This window comes from Qipengyuania aquimaris, assembly GCF_020171965.1.
Taxonomy (GTDB): domain Bacteria; phylum Pseudomonadota; class Alphaproteobacteria; order Sphingomonadales; family Sphingomonadaceae; genus Qipengyuania; species Qipengyuania aquimaris_A.
In genome coordinates, this window is record NZ_JAIUZK010000001.1 from 1378180 (window position 1) to 1401874 (window position 23695).

The window sequence follows — 23695 nt, forward strand, 5'->3', positions numbered from 1 at the left end:
AATAGTTGGGCTTTCGGGCATTGATGCACGGTGGCCTTTTGCAGAAGGTCGACTGACATTGCGAGGGGCATGGAACAGACACTAGTCATAGCCTTGGTGGGCATTCTGGGCATCGGCGCGCAATGGATTGCGTGGCGGACGGGATGGCCGGCGATCGTTCTCATGCTCGCTGCAGGCTTCCTGGCCGGGCCCGTGCTCGGAATCTTCGATCCTGAACATGCGTTCGGCGAGCTTCTCGAGCCGATGGTCGCAGTCGGCGTCGCCCTGATCCTTTTCGAAGGTGGCTTGAGCCTGGATTTCCGCGAATTGCGCCATACCGGAAGCGCGGTCATGCGCCTTGCGACGGTGGGGGTCGCGATCGGGTGGCTGCTCGGGGCGCTGGCGGGCATCTATATCGCCGGCCTGGCTCCCGAAGTAGCAATCCTGTTCGGGGGCATCCTAGTGGTGACCGGACCTACGGTTGTAATCCCGCTGCTAAGGCAAAGCTCGGTAAAATCGCGGCCCGCCTCGATCCTGAAGTGGGAAGCGATTGTCAACGATCCCACCGGGGCGCTCTGCGCTGTCATTGCTTACGAGTATTTCCGCAAGGTGGCCGAACAGCCGAATGCAACGCTGTTCGAGGTCGTGCCTCCGCTGATTATCGCCGCGATCATCGCTGGCCTTATCGGCTATGTCGCCGCGCTGGCGATAGCATGGTCATTCCCCCGCGGTGCAGTCCCGGAATATCTCAAGGTCCCCGTCCTGCTCACGGCGGTTGTCGGCGTGTTCGTCGTATCCAATCTCATAGAACATGAGGCCGGTCTTGTAGCCGTTACGGTCATGGGCGTAGCCCTTGCGAACATGAATGTATCAAGCCTGCGGTCCATTCACCCGTTCAAGGAGAATATCGCGGTCTTGCTGGTGTCGGGGATTTTCATCCTCCTGTCGGCATCGCTCAGTATCGAGGACATTCGCTACATCAACTGGCCTATCGGGCTATTCCTGCTCGCCCTGCTGTTCCTCGTCCGCCCGGCGACTATCCTGATCAGCCTGCTGGGTACCAACATTCCGTGGAACGAGCGCTTGTTCCTCGCCTGGATCGCGCCGCGGGGGATCGTGCTGGTCGCCATCTCGGGCCTGTTCGCACTGCGCCTGTCGGACCTCGGCTTCACTGATGGCAATTTGCTCATCGGCCTCAGTTTCGCCGTGGTCGTCGTGACTATCGTGGCGCACGGTTTCACAGTCGACTTCGTCGCCAAGCTGCTGAAGGTGAAGGGCGCGACCCGCCCCGGCATTCTGATCGTCGGCAGCACGCCCTGGACTATCGCGCTGGCGGAGCAAGTCCAGGAGATGAAGGCTCCTGTCCTGATCGTCGATTCCAGCTGGCAACGCCTCGCGCTGGCCCGCCAGAAAGGCATTCCCTTCTATCACGGCGAAATCCTGAACGAGGCGACAGAGCATAATCTGGAGCTGGCGCCCTATCAGAACCTCGTGGCTGCGACCGAGAACGAAGCTTACAACGCGCTCGTCTGCAACGAATTCGCCCATGAAATCGGGCGCGACGCGGTGTTCCAGCTCGGCGAGGCGGCGCAGTCCGACGACAAGCACTCGCTTCCGGAAAGCTTGCGCGGTCGCGCGCTGTTCGAATCGGGTTTCGGTGTCGAGGATGTTTCCGAGCGGCAGCGGCAGGGATGGGTGTTCCGCAAGACCAAGCTGTCCGATGAGTTCGACTTCGAGGACGCGCAGGAGCGGCTGCCCGATGCGGCGAACATGCTGCTGCTGATCCGCAGGGGCGGGGTGATCCGTTTCTTCACGCATGCCTCGCGCCCGGAACCGCGAGCTGGCGACACGATCCTGAGCTTTCTTCCGCCCCAGCCGCGCACGGCGGAAGAGAACGCGGCGCGCAAGAAATCTGGACGAAAACAGGGGATAGAGCCGGCATGACCCGGAATTGGAACAACTGGGCCGGTGCGGCCTTCCTGACAGGTGCAGCAGTCGGTCTGTCGGCATGCGGCCGCGAGGAAGCGCCCGAACCCGTACCAACGGAAAGCGATGGTCCGCGATCGATCTTCGAGAAAGAAGGCGAAGGGCCTGCAGGAGGCCCCGCTGCAGACGCGCTTCCGCCGCTCGAAACGACGTTGGGTTTTCCCGATGGAACCAGTGAGCTGACCGAGGCCGCGCGCGCCGAGCTCGCTACGATCCTGAAGTCACCTCAGATGGGCGCAGGCGGGCGGATCCTGCTCGGCGGTCATTCCGACAGCGACGGTAGCGACGAAGCGAACGAGACTGCCTCTCGCGAACGCGCCGAGGCCGTACGCGATTTCCTGGTCGAGAACGGGGTCGAGGAAGAGCGCATCGAGATCGTCGCATTCGGTGAACAGAACCCGGTGGAGCCCAATGCCCTGCCTGATGGCTCACCCAACGAAGAAGGGCGCGCAGCGAATCGCCGGGTCGAAGTGACGATCGAAACCGAGGCATTCGATGCGGATGAAGCCCGCGCACCCACGCTTATCGAAACCATCACCCAGACCGATGAGGCGGGCGGCGAAGAAAGCAGCACCAACGGCGAATGACCTGTTGACGCGGGGCCACTCCCGGTGGCATCTGCGCTCCCGCCCAAGCAGGTGTGGGCGGGTATAGCATAGTGGTAATGCTCCAGCCTTCCAAGCTGGCTAGAGGGGTTCGATTCCCCTTACCCGCTCCAGCCTCCGCTCTCGCCAGCGTCTGTAGGGTCTATTCCACCGCCATATTGTCGATCAGCCGCGTGCCGCCGATGCGTGCCGCCACGAACAGGCGTGCATTGCCATTGTCCTTTTCCAGGGGTTCCAAGCTGTCTGCATCGCGCAGCTCGGCATAATCGACGCTGTCGAACCCGCTGACCTGGAGCACTTCGCGAAGATTGCCGAGTGGCCGCTCTGCCTCTCCGCCTTCGGACAAAACGGCGATTGCATCGCGCATCGCGCGGGGGAGGGCGCCTGCCTGTTCGCGCTGCTTGCTGGAAAGATATGCGTTACGACTGCTCATCGCGAGGCCGTCCTCTTCACGCACGATCGGCACGCCCCTGATCGCATCGACATTGGGCTGGGTCAGGTCGAGGTCGCGCGCCATCCGGCGGATGACGGCAAGTTGCTGCCAGTCCTTCTCGCCGAAAAAGCCGATGTCCGGCCTGACCTGGTTGAACAGCTTGCAGACGACGGTGGCGACGCCGTCGAAATGGCCGGGGCGGTCGCCGCCGCACAGCCCTTCGCTGACGCCCGCTACCGAGATATTGGTCGCATAGCCCTGCGGGTAGACTTCCTGCGGCTGCGGCGCCCACAACAGCGCCACGCCTTCTTTCTCGAGCAGCTCGGAATCGCGCGCAAGCTGGCGGGGATAGGCGTCGAGGTCCTCGCCCTCTCCGAACTGGCGCGGATTGACGAAGATCGAGGCAACGACGTGATCCGCAGCGTGCCTCGCTTCGCGCATCAGGGTCAGATGTCCCTCGTGCAGGGCACCCATCGTCGGCACTAGAGCAATGGTCGCGCCATCGCCTCGCAGCGTGTCGACCGCCTTCCTCAACACTTCAAGTTCACGGGCCGTTTGCACCAGTCTATCCCCTTGGATAAGGATCAATTCAGACGCCCTAGCGCCGAGCGCGGGCTTGCAGCAACAATTTGCGAGTATCTTTACTTACCGTGTCCCAGACCGCACCCCACTGGATTACCTTCGCCAATGAAAAAGGCGGCACCGGAAAGTCGACCACGGCCGTTCACGTGGCCGTCGCGCTGGCCTATCGCGGCGCCGATGTGGTCGCATTCGATCTCGACCATCGCCAGCGCACCATGTGCCGCTATTTCGAGAACCGGGCCGACACGGCGGAGCGTCGAAATATCGAACTTCCTACAGTGCGCTGCCATACGATCGAGGATCTGGCACCGGAGGAGTTCGCCGCCTTCGTTGAACAGCACAGCGCCGGAGCCGATTTCATCATCGTCGACACGCCCGGGCGTGACGATCCGCTCGCCCGGTTCGCGGCGACGCAGGCTGATACGCTTGTGACCCCGATGAACGACAGCTTCGTCGATTTCGACCTCATCGGCCAGGTCGAGGGAGAAACGTTCAAGGTCAAGAAGCTCTCTTTCTATGCTGAACTCATCTGGGAGGCGCGGATCAAGCGCGGCCGCCAGCAGATCGACCAGCAGCGAGCACAGATGGACTGGGTCGTCGTGCGCAACCGCACGGGCCATACAGAGGCGCGCAACATGGCGCGCATCGAACAGGCGCTGGCTGAAATGTCCAAGCGCGTCGGCTTTCGCACTGCGAAGGGCCTGTCGGAGCGCGTGATCTATCGCGAACTGTTCCCCTCCGGCCTCACCCTCCTCGACAAGGGGCATCTGGGTGATCTGGGCACCAGCCACCTGGTCGCCCGGCAGGAGCTGCGCGGCCTCGTCGCGGCGCTGCGATTGCCAGGTAGCGCGTTTCCGCTTGTTGAAGAGGCAGCCGAATGATCCGTTTCCTGATTATTGCCGCGCTGGTCTCCGTCCTGTGTCGCTGGGCGCTCGGCAAATGGCCATGGGACTACTTGCGCGCTACACCGACGCGCGAGCAAGCGCTGTTCAGGGCTCGCAAGCTGCTCAATGTTTCGGCGCGCGCGGATCACCGCGAAATTCGCGAAGCGCATCGCCGGATGGCCAGCATGCTCCATCCCGACAAGGGCGGCGACAAGGCGCAGATGCAGGAACTGAACGCCGCACGCGACCTGCTGATCAACGAACTCCCTTACGAATCCCCGGAGCCTCCCCGATGAGCCATACTTTCGACCCCACTATCCTGCGCGAATACGATATTCGCGGCATCATCGGCGAAACGCTGGGCGCGGAAGATGCGCGCGCGATCGGCCGTACGTTCGGGTCCATGCTGCGCGAATCTGGCGGTGAGCGGGTTGCAGTGGGATACGATGGACGGGTCAGTTCACCGATGCTCGAACACGCCCTGGTCGAAGGCTTGAACGCTGCAGGCTGCGATGCGGTTCGCGTAGGCCTCGGACCGACGCCGATGCTATATTATGCCGAAGCAAGCGACCGCGATATCGACGGCGGCATTCAGATAACCGGCAGCCACAATCCCCCCAATTACAACGGCTTCAAGATGGTCTTTCAGGGCCGTCCGTTTTTCGGCGGCGACATCCAGGAGCTTGGCAGGCGTTCGGCTGCCGGCGAATGGAGCGATGGTGCGGGCACGGTCGAAGATCGCGACATCGTCGACGAATACGTCTCGCGCATGATTACCGCACTCGACGGGATCGATACCGAGGCGCTCGAAGGGATTCGCGTCGGTTGGGATGCCGGGAATGGGTCTGCCGGACCCGCTCTCGAAAAGCTGGTTGCCCGGCTGCCCGGAGAGCATCATCTTCTCTTTACCGAAGTCGACGGCGAATTTCCCAATCATCATCCCGACCCTACTGTCGAGGAAAACCTTGCCGATTTGAAAAAGCTCGTCTCCGCAAAGTCCCTCGATTTCGGAGTGGCTTTCGATGGCGACGGGGACCGGATCGGGGCGATCGACGGCGAAGGTCGCGTGATCTGGGGCGATCAGCTGCTGATGATCTATGCCGAAGACCTTCTCGCGACCATGTCCGGCGCGACAATTATCGCCGATGTGAAGGCCAGCCGCGCACTATTCGATCATGTCGAGAGATGCGGCGGCGAACCGCTGATGTGGAAGACCGGCCACTCGCTGATTAAGTCCAAAATGAAGGAAACTGGTTCGCCGCTGGCCGGCGAAATGAGCGGCCACGTCTTCTTCGCCGACGAATATTACGGTTTCGACGATGCGCTTTATGCAGGTGTGCGCCTGCTGGCGGCATCGGCGCGCCTGGGCAAGTCGGTGACCGAATTGCGCGGCGCGATGCCCGATATGATCAACACGCCGGAAATGCGCTTCCAGGTGGACGAAAGCCGCAAGTTCGCAGCGATCGAGGAAGTGAAGGACCGCCTTGCGAACAGCGATGCGCAAGTGAACGGCACCGATGGCGTGCGCGTTAATACCGAGGACGGCTGGTGGCTGCTGCGCGCTTCGAACACGCAGGACGTGCTCGTAGCACGGGCCGAGAGCGATACGCAGGAAGGCCTTGCGCGGCTGATGGACCAGATCGACGAACAACTGCGCCTCTCCGGCCTCGAGCGCGGCGAGAGCGTCGGACACTGAGAATTTTCGAGGAGGGTATTATCGTGAAAAAGTGGATACTGGCGCTCAGCGCGCCGCTCGCCCTGTCGGCCCAGCCTCTTTGGGCACAGGACGAGGATTCTGCCACCGAAGACGCCGAGGTCATGGCTGCGATGATGCAGGCGTTCGCCGTCGAACCACTCTCTGCGGAGGAGGAGGCACGCCTGCCCCTGGCCCAGCAGGTCATCGACAAAATGATGCCCGAAGGGTCGATGCAGAAGGTCATCGATTCCACCTTTGGTGGCATGCTCGGCCCGTTCATGGACCTTGCGGCACAAGCCGGGCCGAGCCTTGCGGACACCATCGGCTACGACGAATCCGAGCTCGAAGTGACCGACGAGCAGGTCAAGGAAATCGCCTCGATCATCGATCCCAACTGGCAGGAGCGCCAGCGCCGCGAAATGGCGTTCGTCAAGGATGCGATGGGCGAGGTCATGGCAGCGATGGAACCCGCCATGCGCAAGGGTATGAGCGAGGCTTATGCCGTCGCCTTCACCGCGACCGAACTCAACGATCTCAACGCCTTTTTCGCAACGCCATCGGGCTCGACTTTCGCGGCGAAATCATTCGAATTGGCGAACGACCCCCGGATCATGAGCGCGGCCATGAGCAGCATGCCCGTGATGATGGAACAGTTCGCTACGATGGAAGAGAAGATGAAGGCAGCGATGGCCGACCTGCCCGAACGCCGGACCTATTCCGCGCTTTCCGCGCAGGAGAAAGCGCGACTGCAGGAGCTGACCGGGCTGAGCGAAGAAGATTTGGTCTTCGGAATGGAGGTCGCGGTAGAAACCGCCGCCCAGGACACGCCGTTCTGAACCATTGCGGCCGGGAACGTCGCCCCTTTCGGTGCGCTGTGACTAGGTGAGCGAGCAGGCGGTTCCTTCCCTGATCAACGACTGGTTTGCCGGTCGCGGTTGGCGCATCCGCCGGCATCAGCGCGAGATGCTCGAGGCAAGCGATGCCTCGCGCCACGCCTTGCTGGTCGCCGACACGGGCGCGGGCAAGACGCTGGCGGGTTTTCTGCCGACGCTTGCCGACTTCACCGAAGAGCGGCTTGGCGGGAAGGCGCCGCCGGATGGCCTGCATACGCTTTACGTCTCGCCGCTGAAGGCGCTCGCACATGACGTGCAGCGCAACCTTCTCACGCCGATCGAGGAAATGGGCCTTCCGATCACGGTCGAGACGCGGAGCGGCGATACGCCGTCCGATCGCAAGCGCCGCCAGCGACAGAAGCCGCCGCATGTTCTGCTGACGACGCCTGAGAGCCTGTCGCTCCTGCTTTCCTTCCCCGACAGCTTCGAGCTTTTCTCCGGCCTGAAGCGGATAGTTATCGACGAGGTGCATGCCTTCGCCACCGGCAAGCGAGGCGATCTCCTGGCGCTTGCCCTGTCGCGACTCCAAGCAATTGCTCCGGGCATGCAGCGCGCGGCATTGTCGGCGACGGTTGCAAGTCCCGAAGCCTTCCGCGAGTGGCTCGCTCCATGGGGCGATCTCGACACGGTCGAGCTGGTCGAGGGCGAGCAGGGCGCGCCGTCCGAGGTCGAGATACTGCTTCCGGACGAGGAGCGGGTGCCGTGGGGCGGGCATGCGGCGACGTGGGCCATTCCGCAGCTTTACGAGCGCATCAGCAAGAACCGTACGACGCTGGTCTTCACGAACACGCGGTTCCTTGCCGAGTACATTTTCCAGCACCTTTGGGATGTGAACGAGGAAAACCTGCCGATCGGCATCCATCACGGATCGCTAAGCAAAGAGGCCCGGCGCAAGGTCGAAGGTGCCATGGCGCGCGGCGAACTGCGTGCGCTCGTCGCGACGGCCAGCCTCGATCTCGGCGTCGACTGGGGCGATATAGACCTGGTCGTCCAGATGGGCGCTCCGAAGGGTTCGAGCCGCCTGCTGCAGCGCATCGGGCGTGCGAATCACCGGCTCGACCAGCCGAGCAGGGCCTTGCTGGTCCCGGGCAATCGCTTCGAGTTCTTGGAGGCCACCGCGGCCAAGGAAGCGGTCGACGAAGGGCGGCGTGACGGAGAGGATTTCCGTCCCGGAGGCCTCGATGTGCTCGCCCAGCATGTGATGGCCTGTGCCTGTGCCGCGCCTTTCGAGGAAAACGAACTGCTCGCGGAGGTTCGGTCCAGTCTCTCATACACTTGGGTTGATGAGGAGATATGGCAGCGCGTGCTGACCTTCGTCGCCACCGGCGGTTATGCGCTCGAAGCCTATGACAGGTTCAAGCGCATCGTTCGCGACAGTGAGGGTGTCTGGCGCCTGAGTCATCCCGAACAGGCCCAGCGGCACAGAATGAACGCAGGGATCATCATCGACAGCGAGATGCTGGAGGTGCGGATCAATTCTGGTCGCGGGCGGGGCGGGCGCAGCCTGGGCAAGATCGAGGAACGGTTTGCAGCCTCCCTGAGCCCGGGCGACACATTCGCCTTTGCCGGGATGAGCCTGGAGGTCGTGAAGCTCCAGGACATGGAAGTGCTCGTGAAGGCCGCCAAGGCAAGCGCGATGATCCCGAGCTATGGCGGGGCGCGAATGCCGCTTACCACACATCTGGCCGACCGCGTGCGAAACATGCTTGTCGACCGGGCAGGGTGGGCGCGGTTCCCCGACGACGTGCGCGAATGGCTGGAGGTGCAGGACTGGCGCTCGCAGATGCCGGGGCCGGGCCAGCTATTGGTCGAGAGCTTCCCGCACGCGAAACGTCATTACAGCGTCTACTATACTTTCGAAGGCTGGAACGCGAACCAGAGCCTTGGGATGCTGATCACCCGCCGGATGGAGGATCGTGGCCTGATGCCCGGAGGCTTCGTGGCCAATGATTACTCACTGGCGGTCTGGGGTCTGAAGCAGGTGAAGGATCCCGCCCCGCTTCTGTCACCCGACATCCTACAGGACGAATTTATCGAGTGGGTTCAAAACTCGCACCTGCTGCGGCGGGCCTTCCGGGAGGTGGCCGTAATCGGCGGGCTGGTCGAGAGGCAGCATCCCGGCAAACGAAAGACGGGCAAGCAGGTCACGTTCTCGACCGACCTGATTTACGACGTGCTCCGCAAGTATGAACCCGACCACGTCCTCCTTGAAGCGGCATGGGCCGATGCAAGGACGCGAATGACCGATGTGGGGCGGTTGGGCAGCCTGCTCGATCGGGCGGCGGAGGAGCTGGTCCATGTCGAACTCGACCGGGTCAGCCCGCTCGCAGTGCCGGTCATGGTCATGATCGGCCGTGAAGCGACGCCGCAGGGCTCGGTCGATGACGAATTGCTGCTGGAGGCGGAGAGCCTGGCCGGTGCGGCGATGCGGGTCGATGAGGCTCCCGAGACCGATTGAGCCCTACTGCGTGCGCCCGAAGTTCCGATACCGGTCATTCCCGACAAACGCGAAATTCTCGACTCCGGAATCCTTTATGAGGGCGATGGTGCGGGCCGAGGTGGCATAGCTCGCCCGGCCATCGGGGTCGAAGCGGACGACCGGCTGGCTGTCCATCGCAGCGACGCCAGCCAGCTGGTTGAGCAGGCCTTGCCGGTCCATCTCCGCGCCGTTCCAGAACAGGCGATCGGATGCATCTATATGGACAACATTCGTTTCTTCGATCGGGTTGGACGGACTTCCGCTTGGCAAGGGGACTTGCAGTGCGTGCGTGGCGATCGGGATGGCGAGGATAAACATGATCAGCAGAACCAGCATCACGTCGATCAACGGAGTGATGTTCAGATCGCTCATCGGGCGGCCGACATTCTGTCTCGTGGTGGCGGGATACGGCATTTCACTCTCCCTCATGCAATGTAATAGCATAACATACCAAACGGCATGCGCAATAGTGGCGGGAGGGTGGTCGGAGATAGGGATTGCAGGCACAAAAAAAGGGGCGGATCGCTCCGCCCCTTTCCTTAAATCTGGCTCGGCGCTTACTTGCCGAAGCTGCGATAGCGTTCGTTTCCGACGAAGCCGAACTTGGTCACGCCGCTCGACTTGATGATCTGGAGCACGCGGGCCGAAGCTTCGTAGCTTGCCTGTGCTTCCGGCTCGAACTGCAGTTCGGGTTCCGGATTGATCGTCAGCGACTGGGCCAGCAGGTTGACGAGGTCGCCTTCCTGGATGGCTTCGCCGTTCCACAGCAGCTCGTCCGTGGGAGTGATCACCAGCTTGTTCTTGTCCGGCTCCACCGTAACAGGGGGCGGGTTCGGGTTCGGTTGCGGAAGGTCGATATCGACCGAGTGGGTCGCCACCGGGATGGTGATGATGAACATGATGAGGAGAACGAGCAGGACGTCGATCAACGGCGTCATGTTCATTTCCATCATCGGCGAGCCATCATCCTTGCCGCCTGACATTGCCATGAGGGTATCTCCCTAGAAATTCTGGCTCGAAGCCGATCAGCCGTTCGGGTCGACCGGGTTCGAGATGAAGCCGACAGTCGGATAACCGGCCGCCTGCACGTTGTAGATCGCCCCCGCGACGCACGACCACGGTGCATTCACGTCACCGCGAATGTGGACCTGCGGAATTGCTTCGGGGTCTTCCATGATCGCTTCGGGACCACCGTAACGCTGGACGATCTGGTCGAGACGTTCGAACGCCTGGTCGTAAAGCTCTTCGGAGGTCACCGGGGTGGTGTTGTTGAAATAGACCCGGCATTCGCCGTTGCGCGATGCGCCTTCGAACCCTGGCTCGCCAGCACTCCGGCCCGATGCATCGGTTGTGCTGACCGTGAGGAGAAGGTTCTCGACCTTGTCCTTGGATTCCAGCGACTCGAAGATCGGGATCTCGAGCTTCTCGATCGTCTGGATCGCGACCGGGACCGCGATGAGGAAGATGATCAGAAGCACCAGCATCACGTCCACGAGGGGGGTGGTGTTGATGTCCGACATCGGCGTTTCCGCGCTGCCGCCTACTGAAACCGCCATCTTGTGTCCTGTCCGTAGCTAAAAGAAATCAATGTGTCGGAAGGGGCGGAGGCCAGTGGCCCCCGCCAATCCGTCTTACTTCTTGACCGCGCCGGTCGCAGTGCCGGTTGCGGGCTTGGCAGCTACCTTGCCTGCCTGCTGGGTCGACGTCGCCGTCATTGCAGCCGGGCGAATCTTGCCGTCCGAGCTGATGTTGGCGAGCAGGTCGGTGGTGAAACCGCTCATCAGTTCGGCGATGCGGCGGTTACGGCTCTGCAGCCAGTTGTAGGCGAACACGGCCGGAACAGCGACCAGAAGGCCGATGGCGGTCATGATCAGTGCTTCACCGACCGGGCCTGCGACCTTGTCGATCGAAGCCGAACCGGCGGCACCGATGTTGATCAGTGCGCGGTAGATACCGATAACCGTACCGAGCAGACCGACGAACGGTGCGGTTGCGCCGACGGTAGCGAGGAACGGCAGGCCGCCTGCGAGCTTGGCGTTGATCGTTGCTTCCGAACGATCGAGCGAGCCGTGCAGCCAGTCGTGAGCTTCAAGGCTGTCGCCCATCTTGTGGTGGCTGTCGCGGGCCTTGACGGCGTCGTCGACCAGCTGGCGCCATGCGCTGTTCTTCTCAAGCTTCTTGGCGCCTTCGTCGAGCGAGTTGGAGCGCCAGAAGGTGTTCTTCACACCCTTGTACTGGTTCATCACTTTCTGCTGTTCGAACAGCTTGGTGAAGAGAATGTAGAACGAACCGACCGACATGATGATCATGACGGAGAGAATGAACCAGGCGACGAAGCCGCCCTGTTCCATTGCTTCCCAGAAACCGAAGGAGGTCTGCGGAGCTGCATCGGCGGCAGCAGCAAGAAGTTCAAAGGTCATAGCGAGTAGTCCTCTCGAAAATTACGTTCCGCCTCAATGGCGGGAAAAGCTTAGTTGAGACGGTATACGATCGTGGTCCGGTAGGTATCCGTAATCGGATCGCCCGCCGTGTTGAGAGCCGGATCGAAACGCGCATAGCGGGTCATGCCATCGCACGCTGCGGTATCCAGGTCGCTCGAACCACTGGAACTTGTAACTGTACAGCCAGCCACGCGGCCATCGGTGCCAACAGTCACGCTCACACCAACGTTACCTTCGACACCGTCGCGTTCTGCGCGGCGAGGATAGTTACGCTGAATCCGGCTGGCCCAGCTGCTCTGGCCCTTGGGGCTTGCACCACGTGCCTTGGAAGGCGCGGGGGGCGGTGCCGGCGGAGCGGGCGGAGCAGGCGGCGGAATCCGGACGGCGGGCGGTGCCGGCGGCGGAATCGTCGTCTGGGTGCGGATGGGCGGCGGAGCCGGCGCGATGTTGATCGGCGGCGGCGGTGCCACGGGCGGCGGGGGAGCCGTCTCCGGGATGTCTTCCGGCGGGGGCGGAGGTTCGTCCTCAGGCTCCGGCGGCGGTGGCTCTTCCACGTCGATTGTGGTCACGCGTTCGACGACCGACTTCGCCACATCAAGGGCAAGTCCGGTAATCAGGGCGTAACCGAGTCCTATGTGGATGAGGGCAACGATGATGATCGCAACGATGCGATTGCCACTCATCTCTTGGTCAGCATAAGCCATTCGGTTGCATCACTCCATCGTGTCTGCCCGATTCGCACCGGGCCGTTTTGGCGCCGTGGGGGGAGGTATTTCTGACCGCAATCCCGACGCCGAATTCCATACTATGCAAGCAATATCCCCTAGGGGATAGAGCGCTGCGAACCAGGGGCTGTTCCCGAAAACTCCCGAAAACGGTCGTTTCAGGCAATATTGTATCATTCGCCCGGCTCAGGCCCATCCCTTAGCTGCGATGCTTTACAGGGGCAAACCCTTTTCCGGTTAAGGGGCAATTCACGGCTACGATGAGAGGAACCTTGGCAGCGTTGGATCGGTTGACCTACGAGACGGCGAAACCTTAATGGTCCCAGCAATCGAGAAGGCTTATTGCGCCCATGTTTTCAAAGACTTTCTTCGCGATATCGGCGGCAGTGGCGCTCGCCGTCCCGGCTGCCGCGCAGGACAATGCGCCGCGCCTGACCTATGCCGACCTGGTCCAGCTTTCCGATGGAACGCCGCTCGTCATCAGGGCTGAAATCCGCAAGCAGGCGCAGGTTTCACCCGAGCGTGCGCCGGGACTCGCACCCGGATTTGCGCGTCTCTATGTCGAGGCGCGTACCGGCTCGCTGATCGCCGGGACCGTGCCGGTGGGCGAAGAACTGAAGTATCTGGTCGATGTCCCCCTGGATGCGAAAGGCAAGGTTCCCAAGCTGAAGAAGCAGGAGGTCATCCTATTCGCGAGGCCGGTGGCCGGCCGTCCGGGGGAGATCCAGCTGATCGGCACCGATGCGCAATTGCGCTATTCGCCCGAGCTGGAAAACCGGCTGCGACCGATCCTTGCAGATCTCGTATCTCCCCAAGCCCCGCCAAAAATCACCCGCGTTTCCGATGCCCTTGCTGTCGAAGGAACGCTCGTGGGCGAATCGGAAACCCAGCTGTTCCTCGATACGGTGGAAGACGGGCCCGTGTCGGTGACTGTCGTTCGCCGCCCCGGCCAGGCTCCGCGCTGGGGTGTGTCGTGGACCGAAATCGTCGACCAGGCCGCGCGCCCTCCGCAAGCCGGGACGCTGGAGTGGTATCGGCTCGCCTGCGCCTTGCCGCAGGACCTGCCGGGCACGGCAAACCTCGCCCAGGACCAGCGTGCTCGCGACCTTGCAGCGCGCGATTACGCCTTCGTGATCGACCAGCTGGGCCCGTGCGAGCGAACGACCGACTGAATGCCCGCTTAGGGCCTGCAAAGACAAACTGGTTCACGCGGGTGCATATGCTGCGCTAGGCGGTCCCGCATGGATCCCTATCGTCATACATTTCGCGTGCGCTACGCAGAGGTCGACCCCCAAAGCGTCGTCTTCAATTCGCGCTATCTCGAATACGCCGACGTCCTGGTCAGCGAATTTTTCCGCGAAGCGCGGGAGCGCGGAATGCCAACCGACGCCGAATTCCACGTGCGCCGCGCGGAAGTGGATTACCTCGCGCCAATCCGGCTCGAAGAATTGATCGAGGGCCGCCTTACGGTCGTCCGGATCGGCAATTCGAGCATGGAGACGCTCATCACGCTTCACGGCGCGGAAGAAGGCGACCTTCGCGCGGAGATCCGTCTCCATAATGTCCACGTCGACCTGCCCGAAGGTCGGCCTACTCCTGTGCCCGATGCGGTGCGCGAGGCTTTCGGCTTCCCGGCACAGGAGGGCGCCGATGTCTGATCCCTTGCGCATAGCGCTGGCTGGTCTCGGCACTGTCGGCACCGGAGTAATCCGCCTGATCGAAACCAATCGCGACATGATCGCCGCCCGCGCCGGCAGGCCGATAGAGATCGTCGCGGTGACTGCTCGTGAAAAGAGCAAGGACAGGGGCGTCGACCTTTCCCAGTATGCCTGGGTCGACGACATGCAGGCCATGTCGGCCCGCGCGGATGTCGATGTCGTTGTCGAACTTGTCGGCGGCTCCGACGGCCCCGCGCTCACGCTCGCCCGCTCCGCCCTCGATGCGGGCAAGGGCCTGGTCACAGCAAACAAGGCGATGGTGGCCCATCACGGCCTCGAGCTGGCGGAACTTGCCGCCATCAAGAAGTCGCCCTTCGCTTTCGAAGCTGCGGTGGCTGGCGGTATCCCGGTGGTGAAGGGATTGCGCGAAGGTACTGCCGCCAACGCGCTCAACCGTATCTACGGCATTCTCAACGGCACCTGTAATTACGTGTTGTCGGAAATGGAGCGCACGGGCGCCGACTTCGACGAGATGCTTCAGGCGGCGCAGGAGAAGGGGTACGCCGAAGCCGATCCGGCATTCGACATCGAAGGCGTGGACGCCGCGCACAAGCTGGCGATCCTTGCGGCCATCGGCTTTGGGACTCGGATCGATTTCGATGCCGTCCAGACCGAAGGCATCACGCAGGTCCGGGCAAGCGACATCGCCCAGGCGGATGCGCTCGGTTACGTGGTGCGGCTGGTCGGTATCGCAACGCTGGAAGACCACGGAGAGGGGCCGCGCCTGTTGCAGCGGGTGCGCCCGTGCCTCGTGCCTTTCCGCCATCCGCTTGCAGCGGTGACCGGCCCGACCAATGCCGTGGTCGCGGAAGGCGATTTTTCCGGCCGACTGCTTTTCCAGGGTGCAGGGGCAGGCGACAAGCCGACGGCCAGCGCCGTGGTGGCCGACCTCATCGAGATTGCGCGCGGCCAGAGCGGTGCGCCGTTCTCGGTTCCGGTGACTGCGCTGCAAAGCTGCGCTGCGGCCGACCCCGGCGACAGGATCGGGCGCGACTATTTGCGCTTTACCGTCGCGGACCGGCCGGGTGTGCTGGCCGAGATAACCGCCGCCATGCGCGATGCGGGCGTTTCGATCGAAAGCATGATCCAGCGCAGCCGCGACCACGATGGCGGCGAAGTCCAGGTGGCGATGGTGACCCACGAGGGGCCGGAGCGCTGCGTAACCGAAGCGCTTTCGCTCCTGGAAGGGTCGCCTAGCCTGACGGCTGCTCCTCTGGTGATGCCGATCCTGAAGGACTGACCTCCTCGGCAACTTTGAGGGGTGGCGGCAGGCCCAGCTCGTCTGCATTGGACTGGATCCGCGCCTCGCCAGCGATGACGACCGAACCGTCGGATGAATAAGCATTGCCGCGAGGGGCAAGTCCTTGCGCCGCACGATCGGCATCGGAGCCGGGCGGCGTATCGGGCAGGTCGTCGAAATCGATCATATAAACCGGCGGCGGGACGCTACCCATCTTCACGCAACCGACAGGCCATCCCTGATCATGGCAGTCCAGTATGAAATCGGGGGTCTTGGGGTCTTTCTTGAAAGCAGTTTCTTCGGCGATCCGCTTTTCGACCTTGTCCTTGTCGTAATACTTCGAATTTTCGGTGTTGCGACGGCGGCAGACGATGATCTCGCGGGAGATTTCCGCCGCGTCCTGTTCCTCGCTGCAATCCTCGAGGCGCTGCTCGTCTTCGTCGTTCGCCTCTTCGGGTATGAGCAGGTCGATCCGCTCCGGAGGCGTGGCTGACTGGGCTTCCAGCGCCTCCTGCGCCAGGGCCGGTTGGGAGACCGGGGCCAGAAGAATGCAGAGGCCCGTCCAGCCAAGTCTCGACAAGATGATGCTCCTGCGTATATCGGCCCGCGCATACGAATTCGCGGGCCATCCACCTGTGCCCCAAACTCGCTCCAAGGACTGAACACCCCATGAACTCGCCTGCTGAAAACTCCCTCGACCGCGTCCTCGTCCTTGAAATGGTCCGCGTGACCGAAGCGGCAGCGGTTGCTGCGTCGAAATTGATCGGTCGCGGCGACGAGAAGGCCGCCGACGCTGCTGCAGTCGAAGCTATGCGCAAGGCATTCGACACCCTCTATATGGACGGCACCGTGGTCATCGGCGAGGGCGAGCGCGACGAGGCGCCGATGCTGTTCATCGGTGAAAAGGTCGGCGGCGCACCGGGCAAGGGGCCTAAGATCGATATCGCTCTCGACCCTCTGGAAGGCACGACCATTACCGCAAAGGCCGGGCCCAATTCGCTGGCCGTGCTCGCGGCAGCAGAAGAAGGCTGCCTGCTCAACGCGCCTGATGTCTACATGGACAAGCTCGCGGTCGGACCGGGCTATCCCGAAGGCATTATCGATCTCGCCAAATCACCGACCGAGAATGTGAAGGCCGTCGCCGAAGCAAAGGGCGTGGAGCCGGGCGACATCATCGTCTGCGTGCTCGACCGTCCTCGCCATGCGGACCTGATCGCCGAATTGCGCTCGCTGGGATGCGGCGTGGTCCTGATCGGCGATGGCGATGTGGCAGGCGTGATCGCGGTGACCGACGAGGAAACCACGATCGACATGTACATGGGCCAGGGCGGCGCACCCGAAGGTGTGCTGGCCGCGGCCGCGCTGCGCTGCGTGGGTGGCCAGTTCAACGGACGACTGGTGTTCCGCAACGACGACGAGAAGGCCCGCGCTGCGAAATGGGGCATCACCGATCTCGACCGCATCTACACGCGCGACGATCTGGTGAAGGGCGACTGCATCTTTGCCGCGACCGGTGTCACCTCGGGCAGCCTGCTCGAAGGCGTGAAGTACCTGCGCGGCGGCAAGATGACGACTGAAAGCGTGGTCATGCGCGCCTCCAGCGGCACGGTGCGCTGGATCAAGGGCGAACATCGCACGAAATAACCAGCGAAGCGGGGAATGCCCCGCTTGTCATGTTGCAATCCCATGACGTGTCGCTAGGCGGGAGTGACTGCCAGCCGACACGGGATTCGCTCACATGAAGATCATGGCCGCCAACTCGAACCTGCCGCTCGCGCGTGCGATCGCAGGCTATCTCGAAATGCCTCTCGTCGATGCGCAGGTGCGCCGCTTCGCCGATGAAGAAATTTTCGTGGAGATCCACGAGAACGTGCGCGGCGAGGATGTCTTCGTCGTCCAGTCGACCAGCTATCCGGCGAACGACAATCTCATGGAATTGCTGATCTGCATCGATGCGCTCAAGCGCGCTTCGGCGCGGCGCATCACCGCCGTGGTCCCTTATTTCGGCTATGCCCGGCAGGACCGGAAGCCCGGACCGCGTACGCCGATCTCGGCCAAGCTGGTGGCAAACCTCATCACCGAAGCGGGTGCCGACCGCGTCCTCTCGGTCGATTTGCACGCCGGCCAGATCCAGGGCTTCTTCGATATCCCGACCGACAATCTCTATGCGGCGCCGGTGATGGCTGCCGACATCCAGGCGCGGTACGGCGACCAGGACCTTATGGTCGTTTCGCCCGACGTCGGCGGCGTCGTGCGCGCCCGCGCGCTGGCGAAGCGGCTCGACAACGCCCCGCTGGCCATCGTGGACAAGCGCCGCGATCGTCCGGGCGAAAGCGAAGTCATGAACATTATCGGCGACGTATCGGGCCGCCACTGCATCCTGATCGACGATATCATCGATTCGGGCGGCACGCTGTGTAACGCGGCCCAGGCGCTGCTCGACCAGGGGGCCGCTTCGGTGGCCGCCTACATTACTCACGGCGTTCTTTCCGGTGGGGCGGTCGCCCGGGTCGACGGGTCTGCGCTGAAGGAACTGGTAATCACCGATTCCATCAAGCCGACGGACGCGGCCTCGGATTCCGAGCGCATCCGCATCCTCACCATCGCACCGCTGATCGGCGAGGCGGTCCGGCGGATCGCCGACGAAAGTTCGGTCAGCTCGCTCTTCGACTGAGGGCTAATCGGTTCCCGGCTCAGCCGACGGGTCGCGCCACGAAGGTTTTTCCGATCCCGCAAGCTTCGCGATGGCCTCGAGCCTGCGCGACTGGCGAATTTCCATCGTGATCCGCAGGAGCGGGCAGTCGCCGGTCTGCATGGCGCCCGGCGTGTGGTCGAAGAAGTGACGCATCTCGCGCGTCATGTGCGACTGGTCGAAATAGCGCAGGCGTAGCTCGGGCTCCTCGGAGGCATCGGCAACACCCAAGAGAGCCGCAGCCATGTCCAGCGCGCGCGCTCGCCGGAGTGCGAATTTCGGCGTCACTCCCCAATTTCGCGAAATAGTGCGCTCCAAAGTGCGCGGCGTGATGTCCAGACGCTCCGCAAAATCCGACAGGCTCGCCGCCGGGTCGGTCAGGGTGAGATGTTCGAAAGCATCGAGCAGGTCATGGGGGCGATCGGGGCGACCGACCCTCAGGCTTTCCCGCAAGGCATGCTCGCTGGCGTCGAGCCAGGCGTGGGGATCGTCCTGCGGGTGGTGACCTTCGGCAATGCCTTGCAGGCCGCTCACCGGATCGAAGGGAAGGATACGGTCGAGCGTCTCGCGCGGATCGGGCAGCCCGAAATTGGTTGCGAAGGCGGAGGTGCAATTGATGGAAACCACGCGGAAGGATCCATCGACCCTGAGGTTCATCGCCCTTGTTTCGGGGCCGAAATAAAGCACGAGGCCTTTATCCCCGGGTTCGTACTCGATCTTTCCATCGGCCGTCCATGCGGTCCATTTTGCGCCATAGATCATGCGGATGACCGGATGTTCGCACAGTGACATGCACTCGATCGATGCGCCTTCTGGCATGTCGACCGACGTGACGCCGATGCGCATGATCCAGTCCTGCAAGTCTTCGCCGGGCGCGCGATTCAGGGCGAGCGGCATGCCCTGCCGCGTCGATCCGGTGTGGGACCGGATCGGCGGCACGTCAGCATCGGCCTTGCCGGAGGCCGGCAATTCAGGATCGTCTTGCGACGTCGTGACGAAATTCCCCTTCAGAACGACCCGAAGGCGGAGCCGTGGTTAAGCTGGCTTGACCGCAGACCACAAGAAAGCAAATGCAGGCCCATGCCAACAAGTTCCGACCTTACCTTCGCCAACCGCCTCGCCGATGCCGCGGGCGAGGCCATTCGCCCCCTGTTTCGCGGCATTTGGGAGCAGGAGAAGAAATCCGACTCCAGTTTCGTCACCGAAGCCGACCGGGCTGCCGAGGCAGCCATGCGTGCGCTGATCGAGGCGGAATACCCGGATGATGGTATTGTCGGGGAAGAATATGGCACCCGCAACGAGGGCGCAGGGCGGCAATGGGTGCTCGATCCGATCGACGGCACCACCAGCTTCATTGCAGGCAGGCCGATTTTCGGGACGCTTATCGCGCTGCTGCAGGACGGGTTTCCGGTCCTCGGCATCATCGACCAGCCGATCGGACGCGAGCGCTGGGCCGGATTCTCGGGCAAGGAAACGACTTTCAACGGCAAGCCCGTGCGATCCGCGCCCTGCCGGTCGCTGTCCGACGCGGTCCTCGCCACGACCACGCCGCACCAGTTCAGCGACCAGGAGGCCGATCACTTCATGGGTCTCGCCAAGGCGGTGGCCGAACGCAAGATCATCTATGGCGGCGACTGTTACAATTACGGTCTGGTGGCGAGCGGCCATGTCGACATCGTGTGCGAAGCGGGTTTGAAGCTGCACGATTTCGCCGCGCTGGCTCCGGTGGTGGAAGGCGCGGGCGGATTGATGTGCGACTGGAGCGGAGGGCCGCTGCATTCCGCGAGCGACGGGAATGTGCTGGCCATAGGCGATGCCGCCCGGCTGGAAGACGTTTTGGAAGCGATGGACCTGGCGCTTTGACTTGTCGCCCGGAGCGCAGAGGCTGAGATGGATGCCGGCGTTTCGTTGGCGGGCCGGACTGCCCTTGTGACCGGCGCCTCGAGAGGGCTCGGCTTCGCGATTGCCGAGCGTCTGGCGCAGCGAGGAGTGCAGGTCTGGCTGAATGGCAGGGACGCTTCGGCGCTGGAGGAGGCCCGCGCGCAGATCGCAGGCGATTGCCGGATCCTTCCATTCGACATTTGCGACGACGATGCCACCCGGGCGGCCATCGAGGAGATGGCAGGAGCGGGCGGGATCGACATCCTGGTCAACAATGTCGGCCAGAGGGACCGGCGCGATCTTGATGACGTCGTGCGTGCGGACATGGCCCGAATGCTCGAGGTCAACCTCGTGGCGCCGTTCGATCTGGCTCGCAGGGCCGCTGCCCATATGACGCGCAAGGGTCGCGGCAGGATCGTGAACATCACGTCCATCGCCGCCCGGATTGCTCGAGGCGATGTCCTGTATACGGCCAGCAAGGGCGGGCTGGATGCCCTCACGCGTGCCCTCGCTGCAGAGCTCGGGCCTGCAGGTATCACGGTCAACTCGGTCGCGCCCGGCTATTTCGCCACCGAGGCGAACAGCGAGATGGTCGCGGATGAGGACATCGAGGCCCACCTTTCGCGGCGGACCTCGCTGGGGCGCTGGGGACAGCCGGAAGAAATCGCGGGGGCGGTGGCCTTCCTCGCATCGGACGAGGCGAGTTACATCACCGGGCAGACCCTGGCCGTCGACGGCGGCTACCTCAGCCACTTCTGACTTGCATTCGCAGGCAGAATCGCTATCTCGCGCGCCTTCACCGACACGTGATTCATGTGCCGGCCTGGCGACGAGGGCTGCCAGGGCTGGTTCGACGTGTCTCTGCAAAGGAGATGAAAATGCCCAAGCTGAAGACCAAGAGCGGTGTGAAGAAACGCTTCAAGATCACCGCCAACGGCAAGGTCAAGCACGGCGTCGCTGGCAAGCGTCACCGCCTGATCAGCCACAATGCGAAGTATATCCGCCAGAACCGCGGCACCACTGTCCTGTCGGAAGCCGACACCAAGACGGTGAAGAAGTGGGCGCCTTACGGCCTCGACTGATCGCGACACTCAAGGAGAATAAGATATGCCTCGCATCAAACGCGGCGTTACCACGCGCCAGAAGCACAAGCGGCTCCTAGACCAGGCCAAGGGCTATCGCGGTCGCCGCAAGAATACCATCCGCGTCGCTCGCCAGGCCGTCGAAAAGGCCGGCCAGTACGCTTACCGCGACCGCAAGATCAAGAAGCGCAATTTCCGCGCTCTGTGGATCCAGCGTATCAACGCTGCGGTTCGCGCCGAAGGTCTGACCTATTCGCAGTTCATGCACGGCACCAAGCTTGCCGGCATCGAACTCGACCGTAAGGTCATGGCCGATCTCGCCATGAACGAAGCTGCGGCTTTCAAGGCGATCATCGAGCAGGCCAAGAAGGCTCTTCCGGCCTAACCGGCTCGAACCCTCGGGCTCGAATGCAAGCAAGGGCGTCTCCTTTTGGGAGGCGCCCTTTCTTTTTGTGCCGCCGGATTTGCGAAATCCCGTCCATCCGATATCTTGGATTGCATGGTCCACGACCAGCAACCCGAAACGGACTTCGACCTGACGGTGCGCTTCTTTCCGCCGCCCGAAGACCTCGCGGCGTGCCTGACGACGGTCTATCTTCTCGAAACAAGGATCGGTGGCGGGGCCAAGGTGACCGATTACCTGCAGCCCGAGTGGGGTAATCTAAGGTTCTTCTGCGAGAACGCACCCTATGCCAGGGTGGCGAACCCCGACGCGCCCGAGCCATCCTTTGTCGACGGTGCGCGTTTCCAGGCAACTGGCCCCAGTTCCAAGCCGGTCTATTTCGAGATGGGCGAGACGAGGATGTGGGGAATCGGGCTGAAGCCGCTGGGCTGGGCGAAATTGATAGCCAAGCCCGCCAACGAATCCGCAAACATCATCACCGATGGCGAAAAACACCCGACCTTCCGGCATTTGGCGGGCTTGTGCGACCTGCTGTGTGAGCCATCGCAGGACGATGAGGAGCAGTTTGCAAAGCTGGTCCAGGTCTTGCGCGAAAATCTGCAGCCGACGCGTGACGAGGCGCGGATCATCGCGATCCATGAAGCCATGGTCGATCCTTACCTCACCTCGATCGACGAATTTGCCAACGCGGCAAAGATGCACAAGCGTACGCTGGAGCGGCTTTGCAACCGACACTTCGGATTTTCGCCGCGGTTCCTGCTGCGCCGACAGCGGATGATGCGCAGTCTCGCTGCATTCATGCTTTCGGAAGGGGAGAGCTGGTCGCGGACTATCGACCGGCATTATCACGACCAGCCGCATTTCGTGCGCGAGTTTCATGAATTCATGGGCATGAGCCCGACCGAATATGCGACCACCGATCACCCCATCCTCAACGCGTTCATGACCGAGCGTCAGCGCATCTGGGGGTCTCCTGTGCAGACGCTCGACAAGCCGCGGCAGGATCTCGACGGCGGAAGCGCGCCTTGACCGACACTGCGCGCGGCGCGCTCGCCGTCGAACTCGAATTCTTCCTGCCTCCCGAGCAGTTGAGGCCTTTCATCACGACCGTATACCGGTTCGATGTGGTCGAGCCTGAGCCCGGCAGTGCGGCCGAACCGATCCGGGACTGGCTGCACCCGGAGTGGTTCAATCTTCGCATCGTGCTGGAAGGGGAGCTGTCTGCCAGTATCGGGCCGGGCACCCCCGTGAACGTGCCACGTCTCGTGATGACCGGCCCTACGAGCCATGCTGCCGAGTTCGTCGCTCCACCATGCCACACCTGGGGCGTGGGCATTCTCCCCGCCGGCTGGGCAAGGCTATCCGGAAAGAGTGCCGCCGAATATGCGGACCGGATGTGCGACGTCGAAGCCGATTCCGATTTGCAGCAATTGACGCCGCTCACACAGATATCCCGCAGCAACAGCATCGTCGCGCAAAAGGATGCGATTTTCACGCTCTTTGGCAAGCTGCTGGCCAAGCCCAGCAAGCGGGAGGCGGAAATTGTCGAAGCCCAGCGCGCCCTCCTCGACCCCGGTTGCGCAAATGTCGCCCACCTCGCCGAAAAACTCGCGATGACCACCCGCACGCTGGAGCGGTTCGCCCTGGATGTGTTCGGCTTTCCGCCACAGCTCCTTATCCGACGCCAACGCTTCCTGCGTAGCCTTGCGCAGTTCATGCTTGACCCGTCGATGCGCTGGATCGAGACGCTCGACCCGCAATATTACGACCAGGCCCAGTTCACCCGCGACTTCAAGCGATTCATGGGAATGGGGCCTCGCGAATATGCGAGATTGCCGCATCCTGTTCTCGGTGCTGCCGCCAAGGCGCGCCAGGCGGTGGCGGGAGAGGCGGTGCAGGTGCTTCACAGACCGGCAAGACCCGCTAGCTGAAAGCGAAGTCGAGTTTTGGCGACGCACTTAGGCTTCGACGCTGAA

At 62.7% G+C, this 23695-nt stretch carries 26 protein-coding genes and 1 tRNA gene; 19 read left to right on the forward strand and 8 right to left on the reverse strand.

The genetic code is table 11. The features are described 5' to 3' along the window. The first annotated feature begins 69 nt into the window (after positions 1 to 69). From LCM24_RS06795 to LCM24_RS06805, 3 genes are all read left to right on the forward strand, one after another. A complete protein-coding gene (locus tag LCM24_RS06795) occupies positions 70 to 1923 on the forward strand; it encodes a cation:proton antiporter (protein WP_224803292.1) in 1854 nt (617 codons plus the stop codon). Continuing rightward, a complete protein-coding gene (locus LCM24_RS06800; RefSeq protein ID WP_224803293.1) occupies positions 1920 to 2552 on the forward strand; it encodes an OmpA family protein in 633 nt (210 codons plus the stop codon). The genes LCM24_RS06795 and LCM24_RS06800 overlap by 4 nt, the downstream gene beginning before the upstream one ends. 57 nt (positions 2553 to 2609) lie before the next feature. Then, positions 2610 to 2683 (forward strand) — tRNA-Gly (locus LCM24_RS06805). A 29-nt stretch (positions 2684 to 2712) separates the two neighbouring features. On the opposite strand, the gene panC is transcribed toward LCM24_RS06805, so the two are convergent. After that, positions 2713 to 3564: a pantoate--beta-alanine ligase gene (gene panC, locus LCM24_RS06810; protein WP_224803294.1), complete on the reverse strand. Its 852-nt coding sequence runs from the start codon at positions 3562 to 3564 to the stop codon at positions 2713 to 2715. Between the two features lie 89 nt (positions 3565 to 3653). On the opposite strand from panC, the gene LCM24_RS06815 reads away from it, so the two are divergent. Genes LCM24_RS06815 through LCM24_RS06835 form a run of 5 tightly spaced genes read left to right on the forward strand, consistent with a single transcriptional unit; the run spans position 3654 to position 9516 of the window. Next, complete coding sequence (locus LCM24_RS06815) at positions 3654 to 4466, forward strand: division plane positioning ATPase MipZ (protein ID WP_224803295.1); 813 nt, start codon at positions 3654 to 3656, stop codon at positions 4464 to 4466. After that, complete coding sequence (locus tag LCM24_RS06820) at positions 4463 to 4765, forward strand: J domain-containing protein (RefSeq protein ID WP_224803296.1); 303 nt, start codon at positions 4463 to 4465, stop codon at positions 4763 to 4765. Before LCM24_RS06815 ends, LCM24_RS06820 begins: the two co-directional genes overlap by 4 nt. After that, entirely contained in the window at positions 4762 to 6165 is a 1404-nt protein-coding gene (gene pgmG, locus LCM24_RS06825) for a phosphoglucomutase/phosphomannomutase PgmG (protein ID WP_224803297.1), read from the forward strand. The genes LCM24_RS06820 and pgmG overlap by 4 nt, the downstream gene beginning before the upstream one ends. A gap of 23 nt (positions 6166 to 6188) precedes the next feature. After that, positions 6189 to 7001 (forward strand): DUF2059 domain-containing protein, encoded by an 813-nt coding sequence (locus LCM24_RS13095; RefSeq protein WP_224803298.1) that lies wholly within the window; start codon positions 6189 to 6191, stop codon positions 6999 to 7001. 46 nt (positions 7002 to 7047) lie between these two features. Next, complete coding sequence (locus LCM24_RS06835; protein WP_224803299.1) at positions 7048 to 9516, forward strand: ligase-associated DNA damage response DEXH box helicase; 2469 nt, start codon at positions 7048 to 7050, stop codon at positions 9514 to 9516. A 3-nt stretch (positions 9517 to 9519) separates the two neighbouring features. On the opposite strand, the gene LCM24_RS06840 is transcribed toward LCM24_RS06835, so the two are convergent. The 5 genes from LCM24_RS06840 to LCM24_RS06860 all read right to left on the reverse strand — a co-directional run bounded on the left by LCM24_RS06840 (position 9520) and on the right by LCM24_RS06860 (position 12661). Continuing rightward, positions 9520 to 9966 (reverse strand): ExbD/TolR family protein, encoded by a 447-nt coding sequence (locus tag LCM24_RS06840; protein ID WP_224803300.1) that lies wholly within the window; start codon positions 9964 to 9966, stop codon positions 9520 to 9522. Positions 9967 to 10094: 128 nt separating this feature from the next. After that, the gene (locus LCM24_RS06845) at positions 10095 to 10526 is read right to left on the reverse strand and encodes an ExbD/TolR family protein (RefSeq protein ID WP_224803301.1); all 432 of its coding nucleotides are present in this window, start codon (positions 10524 to 10526) and stop codon (positions 10095 to 10097) included. Positions 10527 to 10562: 36 nt separating this feature from the next. Next, the gene (locus LCM24_RS06850; protein ID WP_224803302.1) at positions 10563 to 11093 is read right to left on the reverse strand and encodes an ExbD/TolR family protein; all 531 of its coding nucleotides are present in this window, start codon (positions 11091 to 11093) and stop codon (positions 10563 to 10565) included. 75 nt (positions 11094 to 11168) lie between these two features. Then, on the reverse strand, positions 11169 to 11957 hold the full coding sequence (locus tag LCM24_RS06855; protein ID WP_160596033.1) for a MotA/TolQ/ExbB proton channel family protein: 789 nt from the start codon (positions 11955 to 11957) through the stop codon (positions 11169 to 11171). A 50-nt stretch (positions 11958 to 12007) separates the two neighbouring features. After that, positions 12008 to 12661 carry an energy transducer TonB gene (locus tag LCM24_RS06860; protein WP_224803303.1) on the reverse strand — a complete coding sequence of 218 codons (654 nt, stop codon included), beginning with the start codon at positions 12659 to 12661 and terminating at the stop codon, positions 12008 to 12010. Between the two features lie 392 nt (positions 12662 to 13053). On the opposite strand from LCM24_RS06860, the gene LCM24_RS06865 reads away from it, so the two are divergent. From LCM24_RS06865 to LCM24_RS06875, 3 genes are all read left to right on the forward strand, one after another. Next, a complete protein-coding gene (locus LCM24_RS06865) occupies positions 13054 to 13875 on the forward strand; it encodes a hypothetical protein (RefSeq protein ID WP_224803304.1) in 822 nt (273 codons plus the stop codon). A gap of 69 nt (positions 13876 to 13944) precedes the next feature. Beyond that, a complete protein-coding gene (locus tag LCM24_RS06870; protein ID WP_224803305.1) occupies positions 13945 to 14361 on the forward strand; it encodes an acyl-CoA thioesterase in 417 nt (138 codons plus the stop codon). After that, positions 14354 to 15661, forward strand: coding sequence for a homoserine dehydrogenase (locus tag LCM24_RS06875; RefSeq protein ID WP_224803306.1), 1308 nt, complete (start codon positions 14354 to 14356; stop codon positions 15659 to 15661). The genes LCM24_RS06870 and LCM24_RS06875 overlap by 8 nt, the downstream gene beginning before the upstream one ends. On the opposite strand, the gene LCM24_RS06880 is transcribed toward LCM24_RS06875, so the two are convergent. Then, on the reverse strand, positions 15615 to 16241 hold the full coding sequence (locus LCM24_RS06880) for a hypothetical protein (RefSeq protein ID WP_224803307.1): 627 nt from the start codon (positions 16239 to 16241) through the stop codon (positions 15615 to 15617). The two genes, LCM24_RS06875 and LCM24_RS06880, sit on opposite strands and share 47 nt — an antisense overlap. Positions 16242 to 16330: 89 nt before the next feature. Between LCM24_RS06880 and glpX the strand changes: the two genes are divergently transcribed. Together glpX and LCM24_RS06890 are read left to right on the forward strand one after the other, a co-directional pair. Further along, positions 16331 to 17305, forward strand: coding sequence for a class II fructose-bisphosphatase (gene glpX / locus LCM24_RS06885; RefSeq protein ID WP_090477254.1), 975 nt, complete (start codon positions 16331 to 16333; stop codon positions 17303 to 17305). 94 nt (positions 17306 to 17399) lie between these two features. Next, on the forward strand, positions 17400 to 18335 hold the full coding sequence (locus LCM24_RS06890; RefSeq protein WP_090477256.1) for a ribose-phosphate pyrophosphokinase: 936 nt from the start codon (positions 17400 to 17402) through the stop codon (positions 18333 to 18335). A 3-nt stretch (positions 18336 to 18338) separates the two neighbouring features. On the opposite strand, the gene LCM24_RS06895 is transcribed toward LCM24_RS06890, so the two are convergent. Continuing rightward, the gene (locus tag LCM24_RS06895; RefSeq protein ID WP_224803308.1) at positions 18339 to 19322 is read right to left on the reverse strand and encodes a helix-turn-helix domain-containing protein; all 984 of its coding nucleotides are present in this window, start codon (positions 19320 to 19322) and stop codon (positions 18339 to 18341) included. Positions 19323 to 19433: 111 nt separating this feature from the next. Here LCM24_RS06895 and hisN point away from each other — a divergent pair, with 111 nt between their 5' ends. The 6 genes from hisN to LCM24_RS06925 all read left to right on the forward strand — a co-directional run bounded on the left by hisN (position 19434) and on the right by LCM24_RS06925 (position 23650). Then, a complete protein-coding gene (gene hisN, locus LCM24_RS06900; protein WP_224803309.1) occupies positions 19434 to 20216 on the forward strand; it encodes a histidinol-phosphatase in 783 nt (260 codons plus the stop codon). A gap of 27 nt (positions 20217 to 20243) precedes the next feature. Next, a complete protein-coding gene (locus LCM24_RS06905; RefSeq protein WP_224803310.1) occupies positions 20244 to 20993 on the forward strand; it encodes an SDR family oxidoreductase in 750 nt (249 codons plus the stop codon). Between the two features lie 119 nt (positions 20994 to 21112). After that, the gene (gene rpmI, locus LCM24_RS06910; RefSeq protein ID WP_040964345.1) at positions 21113 to 21316 is read left to right on the forward strand and encodes a 50S ribosomal protein L35; all 204 of its coding nucleotides are present in this window, start codon (positions 21113 to 21115) and stop codon (positions 21314 to 21316) included. Positions 21317 to 21341: 25 nt separating this feature from the next. Further along, entirely contained in the window at positions 21342 to 21701 is a 360-nt protein-coding gene (gene rplT, locus LCM24_RS06915; RefSeq protein ID WP_090477261.1) for a 50S ribosomal protein L20, read from the forward strand. A 114-nt stretch (positions 21702 to 21815) separates the two neighbouring features. Further along, positions 21816 to 22748: a helix-turn-helix domain-containing protein gene (locus LCM24_RS06920; protein ID WP_224803311.1), complete on the forward strand. Its 933-nt coding sequence runs from the start codon at positions 21816 to 21818 to the stop codon at positions 22746 to 22748. Beyond that, positions 22745 to 23650, forward strand: coding sequence for an AraC family transcriptional regulator (locus tag LCM24_RS06925; RefSeq protein ID WP_224803312.1), 906 nt, complete (start codon positions 22745 to 22747; stop codon positions 23648 to 23650). The genes LCM24_RS06920 and LCM24_RS06925 overlap by 4 nt, the downstream gene beginning before the upstream one ends. The last annotated feature ends 45 nt before the right edge of the window (positions 23651 to 23695 follow it).